Source organism: Paraburkholderia gardini (assembly GCF_907164545.1).
In the GTDB taxonomy this organism is placed as follows: Bacteria; Pseudomonadota; Gammaproteobacteria; order Burkholderiales; family Burkholderiaceae; genus Paraburkholderia; species Paraburkholderia gardini.
Map to the genome: position 1 here is coordinate 313790 of NZ_CAJQZB010000001.1, position 20406 is coordinate 334195.

Consider the following 20406-nt stretch of genomic DNA (forward strand, 5'->3'; position numbering starts at 1 on the left):
CCCTTCGCGACCCCCTGTGAAAGCCATCACCTCGCGGGACAACCCGCTCTACAAACGCCTGAAAGCGCTGGCCGGTTCGACGCACCAGCAGCGGCGCAGCGCGCACGCGTTACTCGAAGGCTTTCACCTGGCGAGCGCGTATCTCGATGTCGCGGGCCAGCCGGAAACGTGCGTCGTCACCGAAGGCGCGTTGCGTCATGAAGAAGCGCAGGCGATCGTGTCGCGCATCGACGCGCAGCGCGTAGTCACGCTACCCGATGCGCTGTTCGGGCAGCTTTCGAACGTGGTGCATGGCGTCGGTATCCTGCTGCTCGTCGAGAAGATCGACGTGCCGCTGCCGGACAGGGTCACGCAGACCTGCGTCGTGCTCGACGGCGTTCAGGACGCGGGCAACGTCGGCTCGATTCTGCGCAGCGCGGCGGCCGCGGGCGTGTCGCACGTGTTCTGCGCGCCGGGAACGGCGTACGCGTGGTCGTCGAAGGTGTTGCGCTCGGGCATGGGTGCGCATTTTCTGCTGGAGATTCACGAGGACGTCGAAGCCGGTACGCTGATCGAACGACTCGACGCGCCGGTCACGATCACCGATTCGCACGGTGCCGAGGCCATCTACGATTGCGATCTGTCTGGCCCGCATGCGTGGGTGTTCGGCAATGAAGGCGCTGGCGTGTCGCAGCCGTGGCGCGACGCGGTCACGCATCGGGTAACGATCCCGCAGCCGGGCGGAATGGAATCGCTGAATGTGGCGGCGGCTGCTGCCGTATGTCTCTTCGAGCAGTGCCGCCAGCAGCGCGGCGCCTGATCCTGCTTGCGGGCAGCGCGCGTCGCGCGCTGGTATCCGCAATCAATACGACGAACGGTCGAGCCTGATTTCCTGCAGGATCGTTGTCGCGATTTCCTCGATCGACTTATGTGTCGACGACAGCCACTTGATCCCTTCACGTCGCATCATCGATTCCGCTTCGTTGATTTCGTAGCGGCAGTTCGCGAGCGCCGCGTACTTGCTGCCCGGACGCCGCTCGTTACGGATCTCCGAGAGCCGCTGCGGATCGATCGACAGCCCAAACATCTTCTGACGATGCTCAAGTAGCGGCGTAGGCAGTTTGCCGCGCTCGAAGTCTTCCGGGATCAACGGATAGTTCGCTGCCTTCACGCCGTATTGCATCGCGAGATAGAGGCTCGTTGGCGTCTTGCCGCTGCGCGATACGCCGACCAGGATCACGTCGGCGTCGGCGAGATTGCGGTTCGACTGACCGTCGTCGTGCGCGAGCGAGAAGTTGATGGCCTCGATCCGGTTCTTGTATTCCTCGGTGTCGGCGTTCTGGTGCCCGCGGCCCATCGCGTGGCTCGACTTCAGTTCCAGTTCCTGTTCGAGCGGCTCGACGAAGGTCTGGAACATGTCGAGCACGAGCGCATTGCAATCCTTGACGATATTGTTCGATGCGCTGTCGACGAGCGTCGAGAACACGATCGGCCGGCGGCCGTCGTGCTGGCCGGCCTCGTTGATTTTTTCGAGCGTGGCGTAGGCTTTTTCCGCCGAATCGACAAAAGGCACGCGGACCAGACGGAATTTCTGGTCGAACTGGGAAAGGATCGAATGCGCGAAGGTTTCGGCAGTGATCCCGGTACCGTCGGAGACGATGAATACGGTGGGCGGCATCGCAGGAAGAGGGAACGTGAGCGGAAAAGCACGCTCGAAAGAAACAGCGCTGCCTGATTCGCCGCGCGCGTTCCGGCTTCGCGCAGCGGCGTCGCAGCAGCGCGCCGTGTGGCCACAAAACGCATTCCGGCGACGGGTGCAGACCTCGCAAAGGCCAGTCCGACAGCGCGGGACGCGGTTCGAGGCGCTATTCTTTGCTGACTGCCACATTTCGGGAGTCAGCACGGTAGAATAGCGGCAACCTGTTGGATAAGCAATTGCAGCCAGTTCGTGTCGATGCTGGGCATTTCGCCCGCATTACACGTCGAATGGCATCAAGTTCGCGGAATTTTCTGCTTCCTCGTGCATCAGCGAATCTTCCTGCGACCCTTCGTGCGATTGCTTCTCCAACAGGTTGTGCAAGACGCGTCACCGCTTCTTACAGGCGGCCGCGTCCAGGCCCACTTGCACAGCCGTGAATTTCTTTCACACTTAGGGGCTTGTATGACTAACGCAGTTAATGTCGCAAAGGATCAGGCGTATGTAGTTCCGTTCGAGCAGTTGCGGATGACCGATGTGGAGATCGTGGGCGGCAAGAACGCCTCGCTCGGCGAGATGATCAGTCAGCTCGCCGAAGCAGGTGTGCGCGTACCGACCGGTTTCGCCACGACGGCACTCGCATTCCGCGATTTCCTGCATCACAACACCCTCACTGAACGCATTGCAAAGCGTCTGGAGACGCTCGACGTCGACGACGTGAAGGCACTCGCCGAAGCGGGCAAGGAGATCCGTCAATGGATCGTCGACGCTCCGTTGCAGCCGCGTCTCGAGGCGGAAATCCGCGCAGGCTTCGACACCCTCAAGAACAGCTCGCCCGAAGAGCTTTCATTCGCGGTCCGCTCGTCGGCGACGGCTGAGGATCTGCCGGATGCTTCGTTCGCCGGGCAGCAGGAAAGCTACCTCAACGTGGTCGGCATCGACGACGTGCTCGATCGCATGAAGCACGTGTTCGCGTCGCTGTATAACGATCGCGCGATTTCCTATCGTGTCCACAAGGGTTTCACGCACGCCGAAGTCGCGCTGTCGGCTGGCGTGCAGCGCATGGTGCGCTCGGACGTCGGCGCCGCGGGCGTGATGTTCACGCTAGACACCGAATCGGGTTTCAAGGACGCGGTGTTCATCACGTCGAGCTACGGTCTCGGTGAAACGGTCGTGCAGGGCGCCGTCAACCCGGATGAGTTCTACGTCTTCAAGACCACGCTCGCGCAGGGCAAGTACCCGATCATCCGTCGCTCGATTGGCTCGAAGCTGATCAAGATGGAATTCACGCAGGCCGGCGAAGCGGGCCGCGTGAAGACCGTCGACGTGTCGCACGAGCAGCGCAACCGCTTCTCGATCACCGACGAAGACGTGATCGAGCTCGCGAAATACGCCGTTATCATCGAAAAGCACTACCAGCGTCCGATGGACATCGAGTGGGGCAAGGACGGCCGCGACGGCAAGATCTTCATCCTGCAGGCGCGTCCGGAAACGGTGAAGAGCCAGGCGTCCGGCAAGGCCGAGCAGCGCTTCAAGCTGAAGGGCCAGTCGCAGGTCATCATCACGGGTCGCGCGATCGGGCAGAAGATCGGTGCGGGCCCGGTGCGCGTGATTCACGATCCGTCGGAAATGGAACGTGTACAGCCAGGCGACGTGCTCGTCGCGGACATGACCGACCCGAACTGGGAGCCGGTCATGAAGCGCGCGGCGGCGATCGTGACGAATCGCGGCGGGCGTACGTGCCACGCGGCGATCATCGCGCGTGAGCTTGGCGTGCCGGCGGTCGTGGGCTGCGGCGATGCAACCGATCTGCTGAAGGACGGCGCGCTTGTCACGGTGTCGTGCGCGGAAGGCGACGAAGGCAAGATCTACGATGGCCTGCTCGAAACCGAAGTGACCGAGATCCAGCGCGGGGAGCTGCCTGAAATTCCGGTCAAGATCATGATGAACGTCGGCAACCCGCAACTCGCGTTCGATTTCTCGCAGTTGCCGAACGCCGGTGTCGGTCTTGCGCGGCTGGAATTCATCATCAACAACAACATCGGCGTCCATCCGAAGGCGATCCTCGAGTATCCGAACATCGATGCGGATCTGAAGAAAGCCGTGGAAAGCGTCGCACGCGGTCACGCGTCGCCGCGCGCGTTCTACGTCGACAAGCTGACCGAAGGTATCGCGACGATCGCCGCGGCGTTCTACCCGAAGCCGGTCATCGTGCGTCTGTCGGACTTCAAGTCGAACGAGTACAAGAAGCTGATCGGCGGTTCACGCTATGAGCCGGACGAGGAGAACCCGATGCTCGGTTTCCGCGGCGCATCGCGTTACATCGCGGAAGATTTCGCCGAAGCGTTCCAGATGGAATGCATCGCGCTGAAGAAGGTGCGTGAGGAAATGGGCCTCGACAACGTCGAGATCATGGTGCCGTTCGTGCGTACGCTGAAGCAGGCGGAACGCGTGGTCGGGCTGCTGTCGAAGTTCGGTCTGAAGCGTGGTGAGAAGGACCTGCGTCTCATCATGATGTGCGAAGTGCCGTCGAACGCGATTCTTGCCGAAGAATTCCTGCAATTCTTCGACGGCTTCTCGATCGGCTCGAACGACCTGACGCAGCTCACACTCGGCCTCGACCGCGATTCCGGCATGGAACTGCTGGCTGTCGATTTCGACGAGCGCGACCCGGCAGTCAAGTTCATGCTGAAGCGTGCGATCGAAACCTGTCTGCGTCTGGGCAAGTACGTCGGTATCTGCGGTCAGGGTCCTTCGGATCATCCGGACTTCGCGCAATGGCTGACGGACGAAGGCATTGCGTCGATTTCGCTGAATCCGGATACGGTCATCGAAACGTGGCAGGCGCTGGCGAAGTCCTCGGCGAAGTAAACATGCTTCAAGGCACGGAATAACGCACCAGGTTCGTGCTATAAACACCCCGGTATATCCGGGGTGTTTTGCTTTCTGGAGGTCGACGTGGCAACAGGTGGGCTGTTCTGGTGGGTGGGTGCAGGGGTGCTCGTCGTGCTGGAGTTGTTCAGTGGCACCTTCTATATGCTGATGATCGCGCTGGGCTTTGTCGCGGCGGGTCTTGCGCACTGGGCGGGGCTCGGGCTCGATTCGCAGCTTGCGATCGCGGCGCTTGTCGCGGCGGCGGCGGTTTTTGCGCTGCGCCGCTCGCGCTTCGGCCGGAAAGTGCGCAAGGATGCGCTGCACAATCCTGACGTGAATCTGGACATTGGCGAGACCTTGAACGTGTCCGTCTGGCAGGACCGGCGGGCGCGCACGAATTATCGCGGCGCGCAGTGGGATGTCGAACTGGCGCCAGGCGAACCCGAGGACGCGCGGCTCTACGAGATCACCGCGCTGCGAGGAAGCTGCCTGATCGTGGCGGCAAAAAAGCAGTCCGTGCAGGCCTGAATTCGCCTGGGAACACAGGCACGGACGAACAACGCATCGAACCATAAAAGGGGTAACACGATGGACGTAACTATCGTCGGGGCAATTCTGCTGGTGATCGTGTTTGTGATCGCCGCGCAAACCATCAAGATCGTGCCGCAGCAGCACGCGTGGGTGCTGGAGCGGCTCGGCCGCTATCACGCGACGCTCACGCCTGGCATGACGATCGTGCTGCCGTTCGTCGACCGCATTGCGTACAAGCACATCCTCAAGGAAATTCCGCTCGAAGTGCCGAGCCAGGTCTGTATCACGCGCGATAACACGCAGTTGCAGGTAGACGGCGTGCTGTACTTCCAGGTGACCGATCCGATGAAGGCATCGTACGGATCGAGCAACTTCGTGTTCGCGATCACGCAGCTGTCGCAGACCACGCTGCGCTCCGTGATCGGCAAGCTCGAACTGGACAAGACGTTCGAGGAGCGTGACTTCATCAACCACAGCATCGTGTCCTCGCTCGATGAAGCCGCCGCCAACTGGGGCGTGAAAGTGCTGCGCTACGAAATCAAGGATCTGACGCCGCCCAAGGAAATTCTCCACGCGATGCAGGCGCAGATCACCGCCGAGCGCGAAAAGCGCGCGCTGATCGCGGCGTCGGAAGGGCGCAAGCAGGAGCAGATCAATATTGCATCGGGCGGGCGCGAGGCGTCGATCCAGAAGTCGGAAGGCGAGCGTCAGGCTGCGATCAATCAGGCACAGGGTCAGGCGTCCGCGATTCTGGCGGTAGCCGAGGCGAACGCGCAGGCGATCCAGAAGATCGCGGCGGCGATCCAGTCGACGGGCGGCATGGAAGCGGTGAACCTGAAGGTGGCCGAGCAGTACGTGAGCGCGTTTGGCAACCTGGCGAAGCAGGGCAACACGCTGATCGTGCCGGGTAACCTGGCGGATATGAGCACGATGATCGCATCGGCGCTGACGATCGTGAGTCGCGGCAAGGCCGGCTGACGTATCGCGATGGGGTGCGGTCTCGTCGAAAGAGCGGTGAGGTCGCAGACGTCGATCGCGGCTTGAGGTCGGCATCAACAAGAAGGCCCGCTGGATTTTCAGCGGGCCTTCTCCTTTCTGTGCCTGATCGAAGTGAATCAGGTCGGCGTGCGCATCAGGCGTGCTTTTTCGCGTTCCCAGTCGCGCTTTTTCTCGACGTCGCGTTTGTCGTGCATTTTCTTGCCCTTCGCGAGACCGATTTCACACTTCACGCGGCCGCCCTTGTAATGGAAATTCAGCGGCACGAGCGTGAAGCCGCGCTGCTCGACCTTGCCGATCAGTTTGCTGATCTCCTCGCTGTGCAGCAGCAGCTTGCGCGTGCGGACGGGATCCGGGTGGATATGGGTCGATGCTTCCGGCAGCGGGCTGATGTGCGCGCCGATCAGAAACAGCTCGCCGTCACGGATCACGACGTAGCCTTCCTTGATCTGGCCGCGGCCCGCGCGCAGGGCCTTGACCTCCCATCCTTCGAGCACGAGCCCCGCTTCGTAGCGTTCTTCGATGAAATAGTCGAAGAAGGCTTTTCTGTTGTCGATAATGCTCATGAATGGAAAGTGCCCAACTCGTTTAAAATCACGATTTTAGCAAAGCGGGGCAAGGAAAGCCCGCGGCGCTTGTCCACCGTTGCCACTTGTCGCGCAATTTATGGCAGATGTCCAGAAAACCGTGTTGATCCGCCATTCGGCGGAACAGATGTTCGACCTCGTCACCGACGTGGCCGATTACCCCAATTTCCTCCCGTGGTGCGGTGGTGTCGAAATCCGTCGTCAGGACGAAAACGGGATGGAGGCGAAAATCGACATCAATTTCAAGGGTATCAAGCAGCATTTTGCCACCCACAATACCCAGCAGCGGCCCACGCGCATCGATATGGAATTCGCGGACGGCCCGTTCAAAAAGTTCACCGGGTTCTGGCGCTTCACGCCACTGCGCGCGGACGCCTGCAAGATCGAATTCGCGCTGCACTACGAATTCTCGAACATCATCATCGAGAAAATCATCGGGCCGGTGTTCAGCCACATCGCGAACACGTTCGTCGAATCGTTCGTGAAGCGTGCCGACCAGCGCTACGGTAAGGCATGAGCGCGATGCTGTCGATCGAAGTCTGCTACGCGCTGCCCGATACGCAGACGCTGATCGCCGTCGAGTTGCCCGAAGGCTCGACGCTGCGTGAGGCTATCGAAGCAAGCGGCATCCGCGAACGCTACCCGGAAATCGATATCAGCACCATGAAAACGGGCGTATTCGGCAAGTTGAAGCCGCTCGACACCGTGCTCGCACAGCATGATCGCGTGGAAATCTACCGTCCGCTGATCGCCGACCCAAAGGAAGCGCGCCAGCGGCGCGTGCAGAAAACCCGCAAGGCAGGTTCGATCGAAGGGCGTCGGTGGCTCAACAAGGACTCGCGGTAACGTGCGGCCTGGGTTGCATTGCTGCTGCAGTGCCTCGCGAGCCGTTTTCCGCGTGGGGAGCGGCGAATAGCGACTCGAATAACGACTGATCTGCGCGGATCGGCCCTGTTTCCCTCCCAGGCCCGAGCCTTCAATGCGCCGATACCTGTGCCTTTTCCTCGATCGGCGTGTCATCCGGATCGTCGCTGGCATGCTGGCGCACCGACCAGCTCACACCCGCCACCAGCAGTGCAATGGCCGCCATCTCGAGCGGACGCGGCATGCGATGATCGTAAATAAAGCCGTAGAGCAGCGCGAAAAGCGTTTCGAACACGATCATCTGGCCCGATAGCGTGAGCGGCAGCCGCTTCGATGCAGCGTTCCACAGCCCGTTACCGAGCCACGACGCGCCGATCGCCAGCACCAGATTGATGCCCCAGAAGAGCTGCCAGCGGCTGTCGGCGACGGGAGCCGGCGCGACGCCCATGGGCAGCACGGCGATCACGGCCCACATGATCGCGGCGAGCGCGCCGGTCACCACCCCCCACAGCACGGACCATTCGTTGCCGCTGAAATGCGGATTGCGGCGCAGATAGCGGGTGTTTTCGACGGCAAACCAGGTCCAGCATCCGAGCGCGCCGGTCGCGCAGGCGAGGCCGGCGACTTTCGTCATCGTGCTGGCGGTGCCGCCGCCGTCGACGGTAAAGACGTCGACGTTGATGCACACGATGCCCGCGACGACCATCGCGAGCGGCAACACCAGCCGCGAAAGCCGCGCGGCGCCGTGATCGCCGCGTCCCAGCAGCGTGACGGTAACCGGCAGCACGCCGACGATCAGCGAAGACGGCGAAATGCCGACCAGATGCACGGCGCTTGCCAGCAGCACGTAATAGAGGATGTTGCCGACGAGCGCGAGCGTGACGAGCGCCCGCACGTCCTGGCGCGTCAGGCGGCGCAGCAGCGAGCGCGCGGAAGGCAGCGCCGCGAGCACGGAAACGACGCCGTACATCACATAGCGCCCGGCGCCGAGCAGGAGTGGGGAGAAATCCGCGAGAAGCCTCGGGGCGAGGAAAACCACGCCCCATAACGCCCCGGCCATCACGCCATATGCCACACCCCGCCGCATTGCTACCTCAAACGAAATACTGGGAAGGCGCGCAGGTTAACACGGCGAGGCGGGGCGCCGTCTTGTTCAATCCTGCATTCCGGGCGTATGAATGGCCCGGAACCGTCAACCGGGAAATCGGGACCAGGGCACGCATTGACGATCGGTGTAGCCGAACGAGCAAACGAAACCCGATCGAACCTGAGCCGAACGGCGAACCGAAATCCGCGGGCCGCCGAAGCCAGAAAAAGTCACGGAAAATCCGCTAAGCTGCTGTTCGCGCAGTGAAAACCAGGGAGGTATCGCGTATAATTCGCTTTTGCGCCCATAGGATTTGCCATGCGTCTGATCCAAAAAGCACTCACGTTCGATGACGTGCTCCTCGTCCCGGCTTTCTCTGACGTTCTGCCGCGTGACACCAGCCTCAAAACCCGGCTGACCCGCAACATCTCCCTGAATATGCCGCTCGTGTCTGCCGCCATGGACACCGTCACCGAAGCCCGCCTTGCCATCGCGATGGCGCAGATGGGTGGCGTCGGCATCATTCACAAGAATCTCACGCCGGCCGAACAGGCCCGCGAAGTCGCGAAGGTCAAGCGGTTCGAATCCGGCGTCGTGCGCGATCCGATCACCGTGCCGCCGCAGATGCCGGTGCGCGACGTGATCGCACTGTCGCAACAGCATGGTATTTCGGGCTTTCCGGTCGTCGAAGGTGCGCAGCTGATCGGTATCGTCACGAATCGCGACCTGCGTTTCGAAACCCGTCTCGACGAGCCGGTCCGCACGATCATGACGCCGCGTGAGCGTCTCGTCACGGTCAAGGAAGGCACGCCGCTCGCCGAAGCGAAAGCGCTGATGCACAGCCATCGGCTGGAACGCGTGCTGGTGATCAACGATTCGTTCGAACTGCGCGGCCTGATGACCGTCAAGGACATCACGAAGCAGACCGAACACCCGGACGCCTGCAAGGACGAACACGGCAAGCTGCGCGCGGGCGCGGCGGTCGGCGTCGGCGCGGATAACGAAGAGCGCGTCCAGTTGCTGGTGGCGGCGGGCGTCGACGTGATCGTCGTCGATACGGCGCACGGTCACAGCAAGGGCGTGCTGGAGCGCGTGCGCTGGGTCAAGAAGAACTTCCCGCACGTCGAGGTGATCGGCGGCAACATCGCCACCGCCGAAGCGGCGAAGGCGCTCGTCGAATACGGCGCGGACGGCGTCAAGGTCGGCATCGGCCCGGGCTCGATCTGCACGACGCGGATCGTCGCGGGGGTCGGCGTGCCGCAGATCTCGGCTGTTTCGAACGTATCGGAGGCATTGCGCGGCACGGGCGTGCCGGTCATCTCCGATGGCGGCGTGCGTTTCTCGGGCGACGTCAGCAAGGCGCTCGCCGCGGGCGCGGATGCGGTCATGATGGGCAGCATGCTCGCCGGCACCGAGGAATCGCCGGGCGACGTGTTCCTGTATCAGGGCCGCCAGTACAAGTCGTACCGTGGCATGGGCTCGGTCGGCGCGATGAAGGACGGTGCGGCGGACCGCTACTTCCAGGACAATTCCGCGAACATCGACAAGCTCGTGCCGGAAGGCATCGAGGGTCGCGTCGCGTACAAGGGTTCGGTCAACGCGATCCTGTTCCAGCTGATCGGCGGTGTGCGCGCCAGCATGGGTTACTGCGGCTGCACGACGATCGGCGATATGCATGATAAGGCCGAGTTCGTCCAGATCACGGCAGCGGGCATGCGTGAATCGCACGTGCACGATGTGCAGATCACGAAGGAAGCGCCCAACTACCACGTGGACTAAAGGAGCAGACGCCGATGAAGCCCTTGCTGCGCGCTGTACTCGTCATCGACGCGTTGTTGCTGCTGGCGTTCGGGCTGCTGTTTCTGCTCACGCCGTGGACATCGCTGTACAACGCGCTGCAACTGGTGCAGGTCGATCCTGCACTCGTCGGGCAGGCGTTCGGTCTGGCGCTTCTCGGCCTCGCGTGGCTAGCGTTTCATGCCGCGATCGATGGTGCGATGACGCGTGCGGTGGCGCGCGTCGTCGGGCACGTCAACTGGCTGACGGGCGTGCTGATGCTGGTCTGGCTGATTGGCCTGCACAAGCCTTCCCTGACGGCGTTTGGTCAACTGGTGTCGGCGGTTGTCGCGCTCGTGCTGGTGATCGTCGGTCTGGGCGGCGTGCGTCTTGCGCGCGTGGTGCGCCGGCGTGAGCGGGAGCGAGCGACCGAAGCCGCGGCTGCCGGGCGCGAGCAGAAGCGCGCCGGCAAGGATGCCGCGAACGCGGCACAAGCGGATCGCGAACTGAATCGCGGCGTGGATAGCGAGCCGCGCGTGTACGGGGCGGAGCCCGTGATGGCTGCGTCGCGTCCGGTCAGTCCCGCAACGGGCGCGCCTGTCGAGCCGGATTTCACGGCTGCGCATCAAGCCGGCGTCGTGACCGCTGAAACGCGCACGGTCGAAACCCGCACCACGGTGACCGGCCACGACGCTGCCCGCGACGAAGCCCGTGATGCCGCGGCCGATTCGCCTGGCGCACCGCGTCCGCCGTTTCATGGCTGACGTGCGAGCGCCTGCGTCTCTCGCGTCAGGGGTTCACGCTTACGAATTGCGTCTGGCTGTTCCGCTTGCCTTCACATCGGCTTCATCACGTCTTTTCGCCATGACCTGCGACGGTTTGCTTCGCGCAGTTCACTGGCTGGCATTGAATTCATCGCTGTGCCGGAAATCGTTCCGGTGCAGCGTTCCGTATCCGTTCACTTTTGATTCAGTCCGCTGCCATGCATGACAAGATTCTGATTCTCGACTTCGGTTCGCAAGTCACCCAACTGATCGCACGACGCATCCGCGAGGCGCACGTGCTGTCGGAAATCCATCCTTACGACGTCAGTGACGAATTCATCCGCGAATTCGCGCCGAAGGGCGTGATCCTGTCGGGCGGCCCGAACTCGGTCGTCGATGAGGACACCCCCCGCGCGCCGCAAGCCGTGTTCGATCTGGGCGTGCCGGTGCTCGGCATCTGCTACGGCATGCAGACGATGGCCGAACAGCTCGGCGGCAAGGTCGACAACGGCCATCTGCGCGAATTCGGTTATGCCGAAGTGCGGGCGCGCAATCACACGAGCTTTCTGGAAGGCATCGAGGATTTCCGCACGGCCGAAGGCCACGGCATGCTCAAGGTCTGGATGAGCCATGGCGACAAGGTGCTCGACATGCCGCCGGGATTCAAGCTGATGGCATCGACGGAATCGTGCCCGGTGGCCGCCATGGCCGACGAAGCGCGTCATTTCTATGGCCTGCAATGGCACCCGGAAGTCACGCACACCGTGCAGGGCCGCGCGATGCTCGAGCGTTTCGTGCTTGGCATCTGCGGCGCGAAGCCGGACTGGGAAATGGGTCACTACGTCGACGAAGCCGTCGAGAAGATCCGCGAGCAGGTCGGTAGCGAGCACGTGATCCTGGGGCTGTCGGGCGGCGTGGATTCGTCGGTGGCCGCGGCGCTGCTGCATCGCGCGATCGGTGACCAGCTGACCTGTGTGTTCGTCGATCACGGTCTGCTGCGTCTGAACGAAGCGGAACAGGTGATGGCGACGTTTGCCGATCACCTTGGTGTGAAAGTGATTCACGTCGACGCGAGCGAAGCGTTCCTGTCGAAGCTGGCCGGCGTGACCGATCCGGAAGCGAAGCGCAAGATCATCGGCGCGGAGTTCGTCGAGGTGTTCCAGGCCGAAGCCGGCAAGCTCACCGATGCGAAATGGCTCGCACAGGGCACGATCTATCCGGATGTGATCGAGTCGGCGGGCAAGGGCAAGAAGGGCGCCCATACGATCAAGAGCCACCACAACGTGGGCGGCCTGCCGGAAACGCTCAACCTGAAGCTGCTCGAGCCGTTGCGCGAACTCTTCAAGGATGAAGTGCGTGAACTGGGCGTGAAGCTCGGTCTGCCGCCTGCGATGGTGTATCGCCATCCGTTCCCGGGCCCGGGTCTGGGCGTGCGGATTCTCGGCGAAGTGCGCCGCGATTTCGCCGATCTGCTGCGCCGCGCGGATGCGATTTTCATCGAAACGCTGCGCACGTTCATCGACAAGGAAACCGGCAAGTCGTGGTACGACCTGACGAGCCAGGCGTTCGTGGTATTCCTGCCGGTGAAGAGCGTGGGCGTGATGGGCGACGGGCGCACGTATGAGTATGTGGTCGCGTTGCGCGCGGTGCAGACGCTCGATTTCATGACGGCGCACTGGGCGCATCTGCCGCATGAGCTGCTGGGACATGTGTCGAACCGGATCATCAATGAGGTTCGCGGGATCAATCGGGTTGTGTACGATATTTCCGGGAAGCCGCCGGCGACGATTGAGTGGGAATGAATTGACGTCCTTCGGGCGTAGCTGATGGAACTCGCCCGGGCGCGCTGCGATTCCGCTGGAGCGCAGAGGACGAATTCCACACGCCCGTGGACTCCAGGAAAATGCCGCGGAGTTTTCTGGCTTGTCGCTGAGACAGGCTCGGGCGACGACCCGGGAGGTGAGCCACGTCACCCGAACGTCGCACGTGGTTGCCGGGGAGGCTGGTTGCAGGCGGGCAGGGATCGCACGCATGGCGAGTGCCTTCGAGCACGACGATCTTCGCGCTGCATCGCGGTTGTGACCTGTATCGAGGACCGCGTTTCACACGCTTTGCCGCGCAAGGATATCGAAGACGGAAGCGGCAGAGGGTGTGCGACGACAGGTTTCAATGCGCGCGCAAACGGCATGCAGTTACAATCGTCGGGTTAACATGAGCGCGCGGGCGGCTCGTACTCAATGATCCGATCCGGCCCGAGAGCAAAGCCATGCCCCTCGACTACTTAACCCTCGACGCCCTTCGCACGCACCATCCAGCGTGGCGGCTATTACGTTCCGACCACGTCGCGCTGGTGGCGAGCTTCCTGCATCGCGTTTTCGTGGTGCCGAACGTGCGCGCGATGTCCGCCGCCGACCTGGCTGAAGCGCTGGAAGACGAACTTTATGCCCTGCGCGATCGCCTGGGTGAGGATGCTTATCCAAAACGCGCGCTCGACTACCTCAACGACTGGGCAAGCGCGGAAAAAGGCTGGTTGCGCAAGTTCTACCGCCAGGACTCGGACGAACCGCACTTCGACCTTACGCCAGCGACGGAAAAAGCGATCGTCTGGCTGGACGCACTCACGGAACGCAGTTTCGTCGGCACGGAATCACGCCTGCTGACGTTGTTCGAGTTACTGCGGCAGATGAGCGAAGGCAGCGAATCCGATCCGCAAAAGCGCGTGGCCGAATTACACAGCCGTCGAGACGAGATCGATGCCGAGATCGCACGGGTGAATGCCGGCGATCTTCCACTGCTGGACGACACGGCCCTCAAGGATCGCTTCCAGCAATTCATGCAGCTGGCGCGTGACCTGCTGACCGACTTTCGCGAGGTCGAGCAGAACTTTCGCATGCTCGATCGTCGCGTGCGCGAGCGCATCGCGCTATGGGAGGGATCGAAGGGCGCGCTACTGGGGGAGATCATGGGCGAGCGCGACGCGATCGGTGACTCCGACCAGGGCAAAAGCTTCCGCGCATTCTGGGATTTCCTGATGTCCAGCACGCGCCAGGAAGAGCTCACCGAACGGCTCGCGCGAGTACTCGCATTGCCCGCGGTGGCCAACCTGAAACCCGACGCGCGGACCGGTCGCGTGCACTACGACTGGCTGGAGGCGGGTGAACATACGCAGCGCACGGTCGCGCAGCTGTCGCAGCAACTGCGCCGGTTTCTCGATGACCAGGCGTGGCTCGAGAACCGCCGCATCATGGACATCCTGCGCGGCATCGAGGCGAGAGCGCTGGCCGTACGCGACACGCCGCCGGTCGGCGAGATAATGACTTTTGCCGGGTCGTCATCCGACGTCGAGCTTCCGATGGAACGTCCGCTGCACACGCCCGTGCAGAAGCCGGTTATCACGGATATCGCGCTGGAAACGGGCGACGTCGATCTCGACGCTGCGGCGCTGTATTCGCAGGTGGTGGTCGACCGGGCGCAGCTTGCGGGTCACATCCGCCAGGCGTTGCAGGACCGGTCGCAAGTGACGCTGCGCGAGCTGATCGAATCGCATCCGCTGCAGCAGGGTCTTGCGGAACTCGTCGCGTATCTGCAACTGGGCAGCGACGCATTCAAGACGGTGGTGGACGAAGACGCGCACGAAGTCATCGCGTGGCAAACAACCCGTCGCGACGAGATGCCGAAGGCACGGCGCGCCCGGCTGCCACGCGTGATCTTTGTGAGGTGAGGATGGAAGACGAACGGCAAGAGGTGGCGGCGAACACCGATCTGTCGACACTGGCGATCACGCTGCTCAAAGGCGTGATCTATCGTGAGGGTGATGAACGTCTGTGGGGCGCGTTGCTCGACCTGCAGGCGCGCGTGCGGGACTACGTGTCGGTACTGGGCCTGGAACTCGTGCTGGACGAGGCCGAAGGCTACGCGTTCCTGCGCAGCCGTCCCGAGCAGGCCGAAGATGGCGCGGCGCCAAAGCTGCCGCGTCTGATTGCACGCCGGCCGATCTCTTTTCCGGTCAGCCTGCTGCTGGCGTTGCTGCGCAAGAAGCTTGCCGAATTCGATGCCGGCGGTGGCGATACGCGCCTCGTACTATCGCGCGACGACATCGTCGAGCTTGTCAGGGTCTTCCTTCCGGACAGCAGCAATGAAGCGAAGCTGATCGATCAGATCGAGACGCACATCAACAAGATCGTTGAACTGGGCTTCCTGCGCCGGTTGAAGGTTGCGAGCGGCCCGGCCAGTTTCGAGGTGCGGCGCATCCTGAAGGCGTTCGTCGACGCGCAATGGCTGTCGGACTTCGACACCCGCCTCGCTGCGTACCAGGCGCAGCTGGCGGGCACGACGGCAGGGTCGGGAGGGGACGTCGATGAATGAGCCGAACGAGGCGATTCCACAACTGCTGGAGCTGGATTTTCTCGCCGACGACACGCTCTCCGGTTTTCGCCTGATCCGCCTGGAAGTTTTCAACTGGGGCACATTCGATGGGCGCGTATGGACGCTTCAGCTGGACGGCAAGAACGGTCTGCTGACGGGCGACATCGGTTCGGGCAAGTCGACGCTGGTCGACGCGATCACGACGCTCATGGTCCCCTCGCAGCGCATCGCCTACAACAAGGCGGCAGGCGCGGACAGCAAGGAACGGACGCTGCGCTCGTACGTACTCGGGCATTACAAGTCCGAGCGCAACGAGGTGACCGGTACAGCGAGGCCCGTGTCCTTGCGGGACCGCAACAGCTACTCGGTGATCCTCGGCGTGTTCCACAACGCCGGGTATGACCAGACGATCTCGCTCGCGCAGGTCTTCTGGATGAAAGAGGCGCAGAGCCAACCCGAGCGCTTTTACGTGGGCGCCGAGCGGAATTTGTCGATAGCGACGGATTTTGTCCACTTCGGCTCCGATATCGCGCAATTGCGCAAAAAGCTGCGCGGCCTCGGCGCGCAAATCGAGGACACCTTTCCGAAATACAGCGCGTGGTTTCGCCGGCGCTTCGGCATCGACAATGAGCAGGCGCTCGAGCTGTTTCATCAGACGGTGTCGATGAAGTCGGTCGGCAACCTGACCGATTTCGTGCGTAGCCACATGCTCGAGCCGTTCGACGTCGCGCCTCGTATTGCCGCGCTGATCTCGCACTTCGACGATCTGACCCGCGCGCACGAGGCAGTGCTCAAGGCGAAGCGCCAGGTGGAACTGCTCAGGCCGCTGGTGGCGGACTGCGACCAGCACGGCACGCTGGCGGCGGAACAGGAGGCGTCGCGCGCGTGCCGTGATGCGCTGAAGCCGTACTTCGCCGAATTGAAGCTGGGCCTGCTGGATCGGCGCTTGCAGTTGCTCGCCGAAGATCATGCACGCCTGGCCGCGCAGAGGGAGCGGCGCATCGAGCAGTGCGACCATGAGCGAACGCAGGCCGATCGCCTCAAGCGTGCGATTGCCGAGCAGGGCGGTGACCGGCTGGCGCAGCTTGCAGCCGCTATTCGCGACGAGGAACGTGAGCGCAATCGACGCCAGCAGCGCGCCGAACGTCACGCCCAATTGCTTGCTGCGATCGGTGAAACCGCTGCAGCCGACGAGCCTGCCTTCATGGCGCAGCGGCAGCAGGTGGCCGATCTGCGCGAGGGCGTGAGTCAGCGGGAAGCCGATCTGCAAAACCAGATCACCGAGTGGGGCGTGTCGCTGCGCGAGGGCAAGCGCGAACATGACGTGCTTGGCGAGGAAGTCGCGAGCCTGAAGGCGCGGCGCAGCAATATTCCCAGGGAGCAGGTCGCCATGCGTGCGGCGTTGTGCGCGGCACTCGGTCTCGACGAAGACAGCATGCCGTTCGCCGGCGAACTGATCCAGGTGCGCGAAGAGGCGCGCGAATGGGAAGGCGCGATCGAACGGGTGCTGCATAACTTTGGCCTCTCGCTTCTCGTGCCCGATGCGCACTATGCCGATGTCGCCGCGTGGGTGGATCGCACGCATCTCGCGGGACGGCTCGTCTATTTCCGCGTGCGGGCCATGCGCGACCAGGACATCGCCGGGCTGCATCGCGATTCGCTGGTGCACAACGTCGCGCTCAAACCGGATTCGCCGTTTTACGGCTGGCTTGAGCGGATGCTGGCACAGCGCTTCGATTACGCGTGCTGCGCGACGCAGGAGCAGTTTCGTCGCGAGTCCCGTGCGCTGACTCGCACAGGGCAGGTCAAGGCGCCCGGCGAACGCCATGAGAAAGACGACCGCCATCGTCTCGACGACCGCAGCCGCTACGTTCTCGGCTGGAGCAACGCCGCGAAGATCGCCGCGCTGGAAGGGCAGGTGCGTGCGCTCGAGGTGCGGCTCGGGGGCATCGCCAGTCAGATCGCCACAGCGCAGGGCGATCAGACGAAGCTGCGGCGGCAGCTGGAGGTGTTGGCGGCGCTCAACGAGTTCAACGATTTTCGTGAGCTGGACTGGCAGCACTGCTCTGCCATGATCGCTCGCCTGCAGGATGAGAAGGCGCGTCTGGAGGCGGCCAGCAATGCGCTGCTGGAACTGGCCGCGCAGCTCGAGTCGGTGCAGACGGCGCTGAAGGAGAGCGAGAAGGCATTGTCGGACGTCAACCGCGAGTTGGGTGGTATCGACGCCAGACGCGAAGCGGCCGATGCATTGCGGGAGCAAACCGCGGCATGGCTGGCCGCGATCGCCCCCGATATCCGCGCGCGGCTAGACGTGCTGCGCGCACAGATTCTGGGCGAGCATCAGCTTTCGGTCGAGTCATGCGATAACCGTGAACGCGAACTGCGTGACGCGTTGCAGGCCCATATGGACGCCGAGGCCAGGCGCCTGGATCGCCTCACCGAGCGCATCATCAAGAGCATGTCGACGTTCAAGGACACATACAAGCTCGATACGGCCGACTTCGACGCCAGCCTCGAAGCCGCGTTCGAGTATCGCCAGCTGCTGGCTCGCCTGAATACCGACGATCTTCCCCGCTTCGAGGCTCGCTTCAAGGAGCTGTTGAACATCAACACGATCAACGAGATTGCCAACTTCAACGGGCAACTGGCGCGGGAACGTGAAACGATCAAGGAGCGCATCGCCCGCATCAATGAATCGCTGGCGCAAATCGACTACGACCCAGGCCGTTATATCGTGCTGGAATCCCAGGCAAGCCCCGACGCGGACATCCGCGATTTCCAGGCGGAACTGCGAGCCTGCACGGAGGGTACGCTGACCGGTTCGGACGACACGCAGTATTCGGAAGCCAGGTTTTTGCAGGTCAAGGCGATCGTCGACCGGTTTCGCGGCCGCGAAGGCCTGTCGGATCAGGACCGCCGGTGGACGACGAAGGTCACCGACGTGCGCAACTGGTTTCTGTTCGCCGCAAGCGAACGCTGGCGTGAAGACGACACGGAATACGAGCACTATTCGGATTCGGGCGGTAAGTCGGGCGGGCAGAAGGAAAAGCTGGCCTACACGATCCTCGCGGCCAGTCTCGCGTATCAGTTCGGTCTGGAGTGGGGCGCGGTACGGTCACGCTCGTTCCGCTTCGTGGTCATCGACGAAGCGTTTGGACGCGGCTCGGACGAGTCCGCGCAATATGGGCTCAAGTTGTTCAGGCAGCTCAATCTGCAACTGCTGATCGTCACGCCGCTGCAGAAGATCCATATCATCGAGCCGTTCGTTTCCAGCGTCGGCTTCGTGCACAACGATGAGGGGCGCGCTTCGAAGCTGCGCAATCTGTCGATCGAGGAGCATCTTGCACGCAAGGCGGAGGGCTCGGCGTGAGCTGGACGACCGCCAGCGACCTGAAAGCGCAGGTGCGCCGCTTGTGGGAGCGAGGCGAGTTGTTGCGCAGCATGATGAGCGACGGTGCGGACGCGGCGCCGAATGCCGTGCCTGTCGCTCGCGAAGAAGCGAAGGTTGGCCCGCGCGCCGGCTGTGCGTTCCCCCTGCGACTCGTCCTGAAGGGACCGGCTTCGGCCGAACTCACCGAACGTTTCCAGGCCGTTCGTGAATGGATTGCCGGGCTTGTCGCGGTCGCGGAGATCCGGATCGAATGGCGCGAGTTCAGGCATCGTGTCCTGGGTGTTCAGCGCGTGCCGCAGGCGGTCTGGATCGGCGATCTGGACAGTGCGCTGGCGATGATCGGCAAGCGCGGCGACGCGGCACAGTTCGGCCGCCTGCTCGTCCTCGTGGGCTCGCGGCAGCCGGCGCTGCTGGCATGGTTTCGCCGGCGTCCGCTGCAGGCGCTCGAGCTGGCTGACGAATGTGAACGTTTACTGGCGGTGGTCGGCTGGATCGTACGGCATCCACGTCCCGGCATTTACCTGAGACAGGTGGACATTGCCGGTGTGCACAGCAAGTTCATCGAAAACTGGCGCGGTGTGCTGGCGGAATGGCTCGATCTCGTACTGCCGCTGGAGGCCGTCGCGATAGAAAGAAACGGTGGTGCGCACTTCGCGGCCCGCTACGGTTTTCTCGAGAAGCCTGTTCGTATCCGGTTTCGCGTGCTCGACGCACGGTTGCCCATGCTTCCCGGCTCCGCGCTTCCCGATATCGCAGTCGACGCAGACAGCTTTGCCGCGCTGGCCGTGCCGATCCGCCGGGTTTTCATCACCGAGAACGAGACAAACTTCCTCGCGTTCCCGCCTCTGGCCGATACGATCGTCGTCTTCGGCGCAGGCTACGGATGGGACGCGCTGTCAAAAGCGGCATGGCTTTCCCGCTGCAGCATCCACTACTGGGGAGATATCGACACTCACGGCTTCGCCATCCTCGATCAGTTGCGCAGCCGCTTCGACCACGTCGCGTCTTTCCTGATGGACCGGGCGACGCTGATCGCCCACGAAGCTCAATGGGGCGAGGAGCATGATCAGGTACTCCGCGACTTGCCACGGCTCGCCGATGCGGAGCAGGCGCTGTTCAACGACCTGCGCGATAACCGGATTCGCGGGAATCTGAGGCTTGAGCAGGAGCGTATTGGCTTCCAGTGGGTTGAAACCGCGCTCGCCGCGCTTGCAGGACAGTGAAATAGCCTCTTTGCCGTGCAGGGCGAATATACCGGGAATGTGCCGCCGCAATCCCGTCCGCCTGGGCCGTCTTCAACGGGCGATGATCCAGCCGTCGCGCCCGATCCAGCCGAACGCGTGGATCCGCGATACTGGCTGCGCGAGTGCCGCGTCGCCGTATTACCGCGCCGGGACCCGCGCTTATGCACACAAGGCGTGGTCGCGCTTTCCGTTCACACCGCAAGCGCTGGATGCTTCGCAGCCGCTGATGGAAACAGTGCTGACAGGATTGCG

Annotated in this window: 16 protein-coding genes; 13 read left to right on the plus strand and 3 right to left on the minus strand. The window is 62.8% G+C overall.

Going from position 1 to position 20406, the window contains the following annotated elements:
* The first annotated feature begins 16 nt into the window (after positions 1 to 16).
* Positions 17 to 799, plus strand: coding sequence for a TrmH family RNA methyltransferase (locus LPA37_RS01370; RefSeq protein ID WP_228977566.1), 783 nt, complete (start codon positions 17 to 19; stop codon positions 797 to 799).
* A 42-nt stretch (positions 800 to 841) separates the two neighbouring features.
* Here the strand turns inward: LPA37_RS01370 and ppsR are convergent, their stop codons facing one another.
* Positions 842 to 1657, minus strand: coding sequence for a posphoenolpyruvate synthetase regulatory kinase/phosphorylase PpsR (gene ppsR, locus LPA37_RS01375; RefSeq protein ID WP_228977564.1), 816 nt, complete (start codon positions 1655 to 1657; stop codon positions 842 to 844).
* 483 nt (positions 1658 to 2140) lie between these two features.
* Here ppsR and ppsA point away from each other — a divergent pair, with 483 nt between their 5' ends.
* The 3 genes from ppsA to LPA37_RS01390 all read left to right on the plus strand — a co-directional run bounded on the left by ppsA (position 2141) and on the right by LPA37_RS01390 (position 6058).
* Positions 2141 to 4546, plus strand: a complete 2406-nt coding sequence (gene ppsA, locus LPA37_RS01380; RefSeq protein ID WP_228977562.1) for a phosphoenolpyruvate synthase — start codon at positions 2141 to 2143, stop codon at positions 4544 to 4546.
* A gap of 87 nt (positions 4547 to 4633) precedes the next feature.
* Positions 4634 to 5077: an NfeD family protein gene (locus LPA37_RS01385; RefSeq protein ID WP_228977560.1), complete on the plus strand. Its 444-nt coding sequence runs from the start codon at positions 4634 to 4636 to the stop codon at positions 5075 to 5077.
* Positions 5078 to 5137: 60 nt separating this feature from the next.
* Positions 5138 to 6058 carry an SPFH domain-containing protein gene (locus tag LPA37_RS01390; RefSeq protein ID WP_228977559.1) on the plus strand — a complete coding sequence of 307 codons (921 nt, stop codon included), beginning with the start codon at positions 5138 to 5140 and terminating at the stop codon, positions 6056 to 6058.
* A gap of 137 nt (positions 6059 to 6195) precedes the next feature.
* Here LPA37_RS01390 and smpB read toward each other — a convergent pair whose 3' ends face one another.
* Positions 6196 to 6642, minus strand: coding sequence for an SsrA-binding protein SmpB (smpB, locus tag LPA37_RS01395; protein ID WP_228977557.1), 447 nt, complete (start codon positions 6640 to 6642; stop codon positions 6196 to 6198).
* Between the two features lie 100 nt (positions 6643 to 6742).
* On the opposite strand from smpB, the gene LPA37_RS01400 reads away from it, so the two are divergent.
* Positions 6743 to 7180 (plus strand): type II toxin-antitoxin system RatA family toxin, encoded by a 438-nt coding sequence (locus LPA37_RS01400; protein ID WP_090530722.1) that lies wholly within the window; start codon positions 6743 to 6745, stop codon positions 7178 to 7180.
* Between the two features lie 5 nt (positions 7181 to 7185).
* Positions 7186 to 7509, plus strand: a complete 324-nt coding sequence (locus tag LPA37_RS01405; RefSeq protein WP_228977859.1) for an RnfH family protein — start codon at positions 7186 to 7188, stop codon at positions 7507 to 7509.
* A gap of 130 nt (positions 7510 to 7639) precedes the next feature.
* On the opposite strand, the gene LPA37_RS01410 is transcribed toward LPA37_RS01405, so the two are convergent.
* Positions 7640 to 8614, minus strand: a complete 975-nt coding sequence (locus LPA37_RS01410) for a DMT family transporter (RefSeq protein WP_228977556.1) — start codon at positions 8612 to 8614, stop codon at positions 7640 to 7642.
* A 318-nt stretch (positions 8615 to 8932) separates the two neighbouring features.
* Here LPA37_RS01410 and guaB point away from each other — a divergent pair, with 318 nt between their 5' ends.
* The 7 genes from guaB (at position 8933) to LPA37_RS01445 (ending at position 20133) form a co-directional block, all read left to right on the plus strand.
* Positions 8933 to 10393, plus strand: a complete 1461-nt coding sequence (gene guaB, locus LPA37_RS01415; RefSeq protein ID WP_229011116.1) for an IMP dehydrogenase — start codon at positions 8933 to 8935, stop codon at positions 10391 to 10393.
* Between the two features lie 14 nt (positions 10394 to 10407).
* Positions 10408 to 11154 (plus strand): hypothetical protein, encoded by a 747-nt coding sequence (locus LPA37_RS01420; protein ID WP_229011117.1) that lies wholly within the window; start codon positions 10408 to 10410, stop codon positions 11152 to 11154.
* A 218-nt stretch (positions 11155 to 11372) separates the two neighbouring features.
* Positions 11373 to 12956, plus strand: coding sequence for a glutamine-hydrolyzing GMP synthase (guaA, locus tag LPA37_RS01425; RefSeq protein ID WP_229011120.1), 1584 nt, complete (start codon positions 11373 to 11375; stop codon positions 12954 to 12956).
* A 464-nt stretch (positions 12957 to 13420) separates the two neighbouring features.
* Entirely contained in the window at positions 13421 to 14875 is a 1455-nt protein-coding gene (locus LPA37_RS01430; RefSeq protein ID WP_229011122.1) for a DUF3375 domain-containing protein, read from the plus strand.
* A 2-nt stretch (positions 14876 to 14877) separates the two neighbouring features.
* Complete coding sequence (locus tag LPA37_RS01435; RefSeq protein ID WP_229011124.1) at positions 14878 to 15519, plus strand: DUF4194 domain-containing protein; 642 nt, start codon at positions 14878 to 14880, stop codon at positions 15517 to 15519.
* Complete coding sequence (locus tag LPA37_RS01440; protein ID WP_229011125.1) at positions 15512 to 18889, plus strand: ATP-binding protein; 3378 nt, start codon at positions 15512 to 15514, stop codon at positions 18887 to 18889. Before LPA37_RS01435 ends, LPA37_RS01440 begins: the two co-directional genes overlap by 8 nt.
* The gene (locus LPA37_RS01445; RefSeq protein ID WP_229011127.1) at positions 18886 to 20133 is read left to right on the plus strand and encodes a Wadjet anti-phage system protein JetD domain-containing protein; all 1248 of its coding nucleotides are present in this window, start codon (positions 18886 to 18888) and stop codon (positions 20131 to 20133) included. Before LPA37_RS01440 ends, LPA37_RS01445 begins: the two co-directional genes overlap by 4 nt.
* The last annotated feature ends 273 nt before the right edge of the window (positions 20134 to 20406 follow it).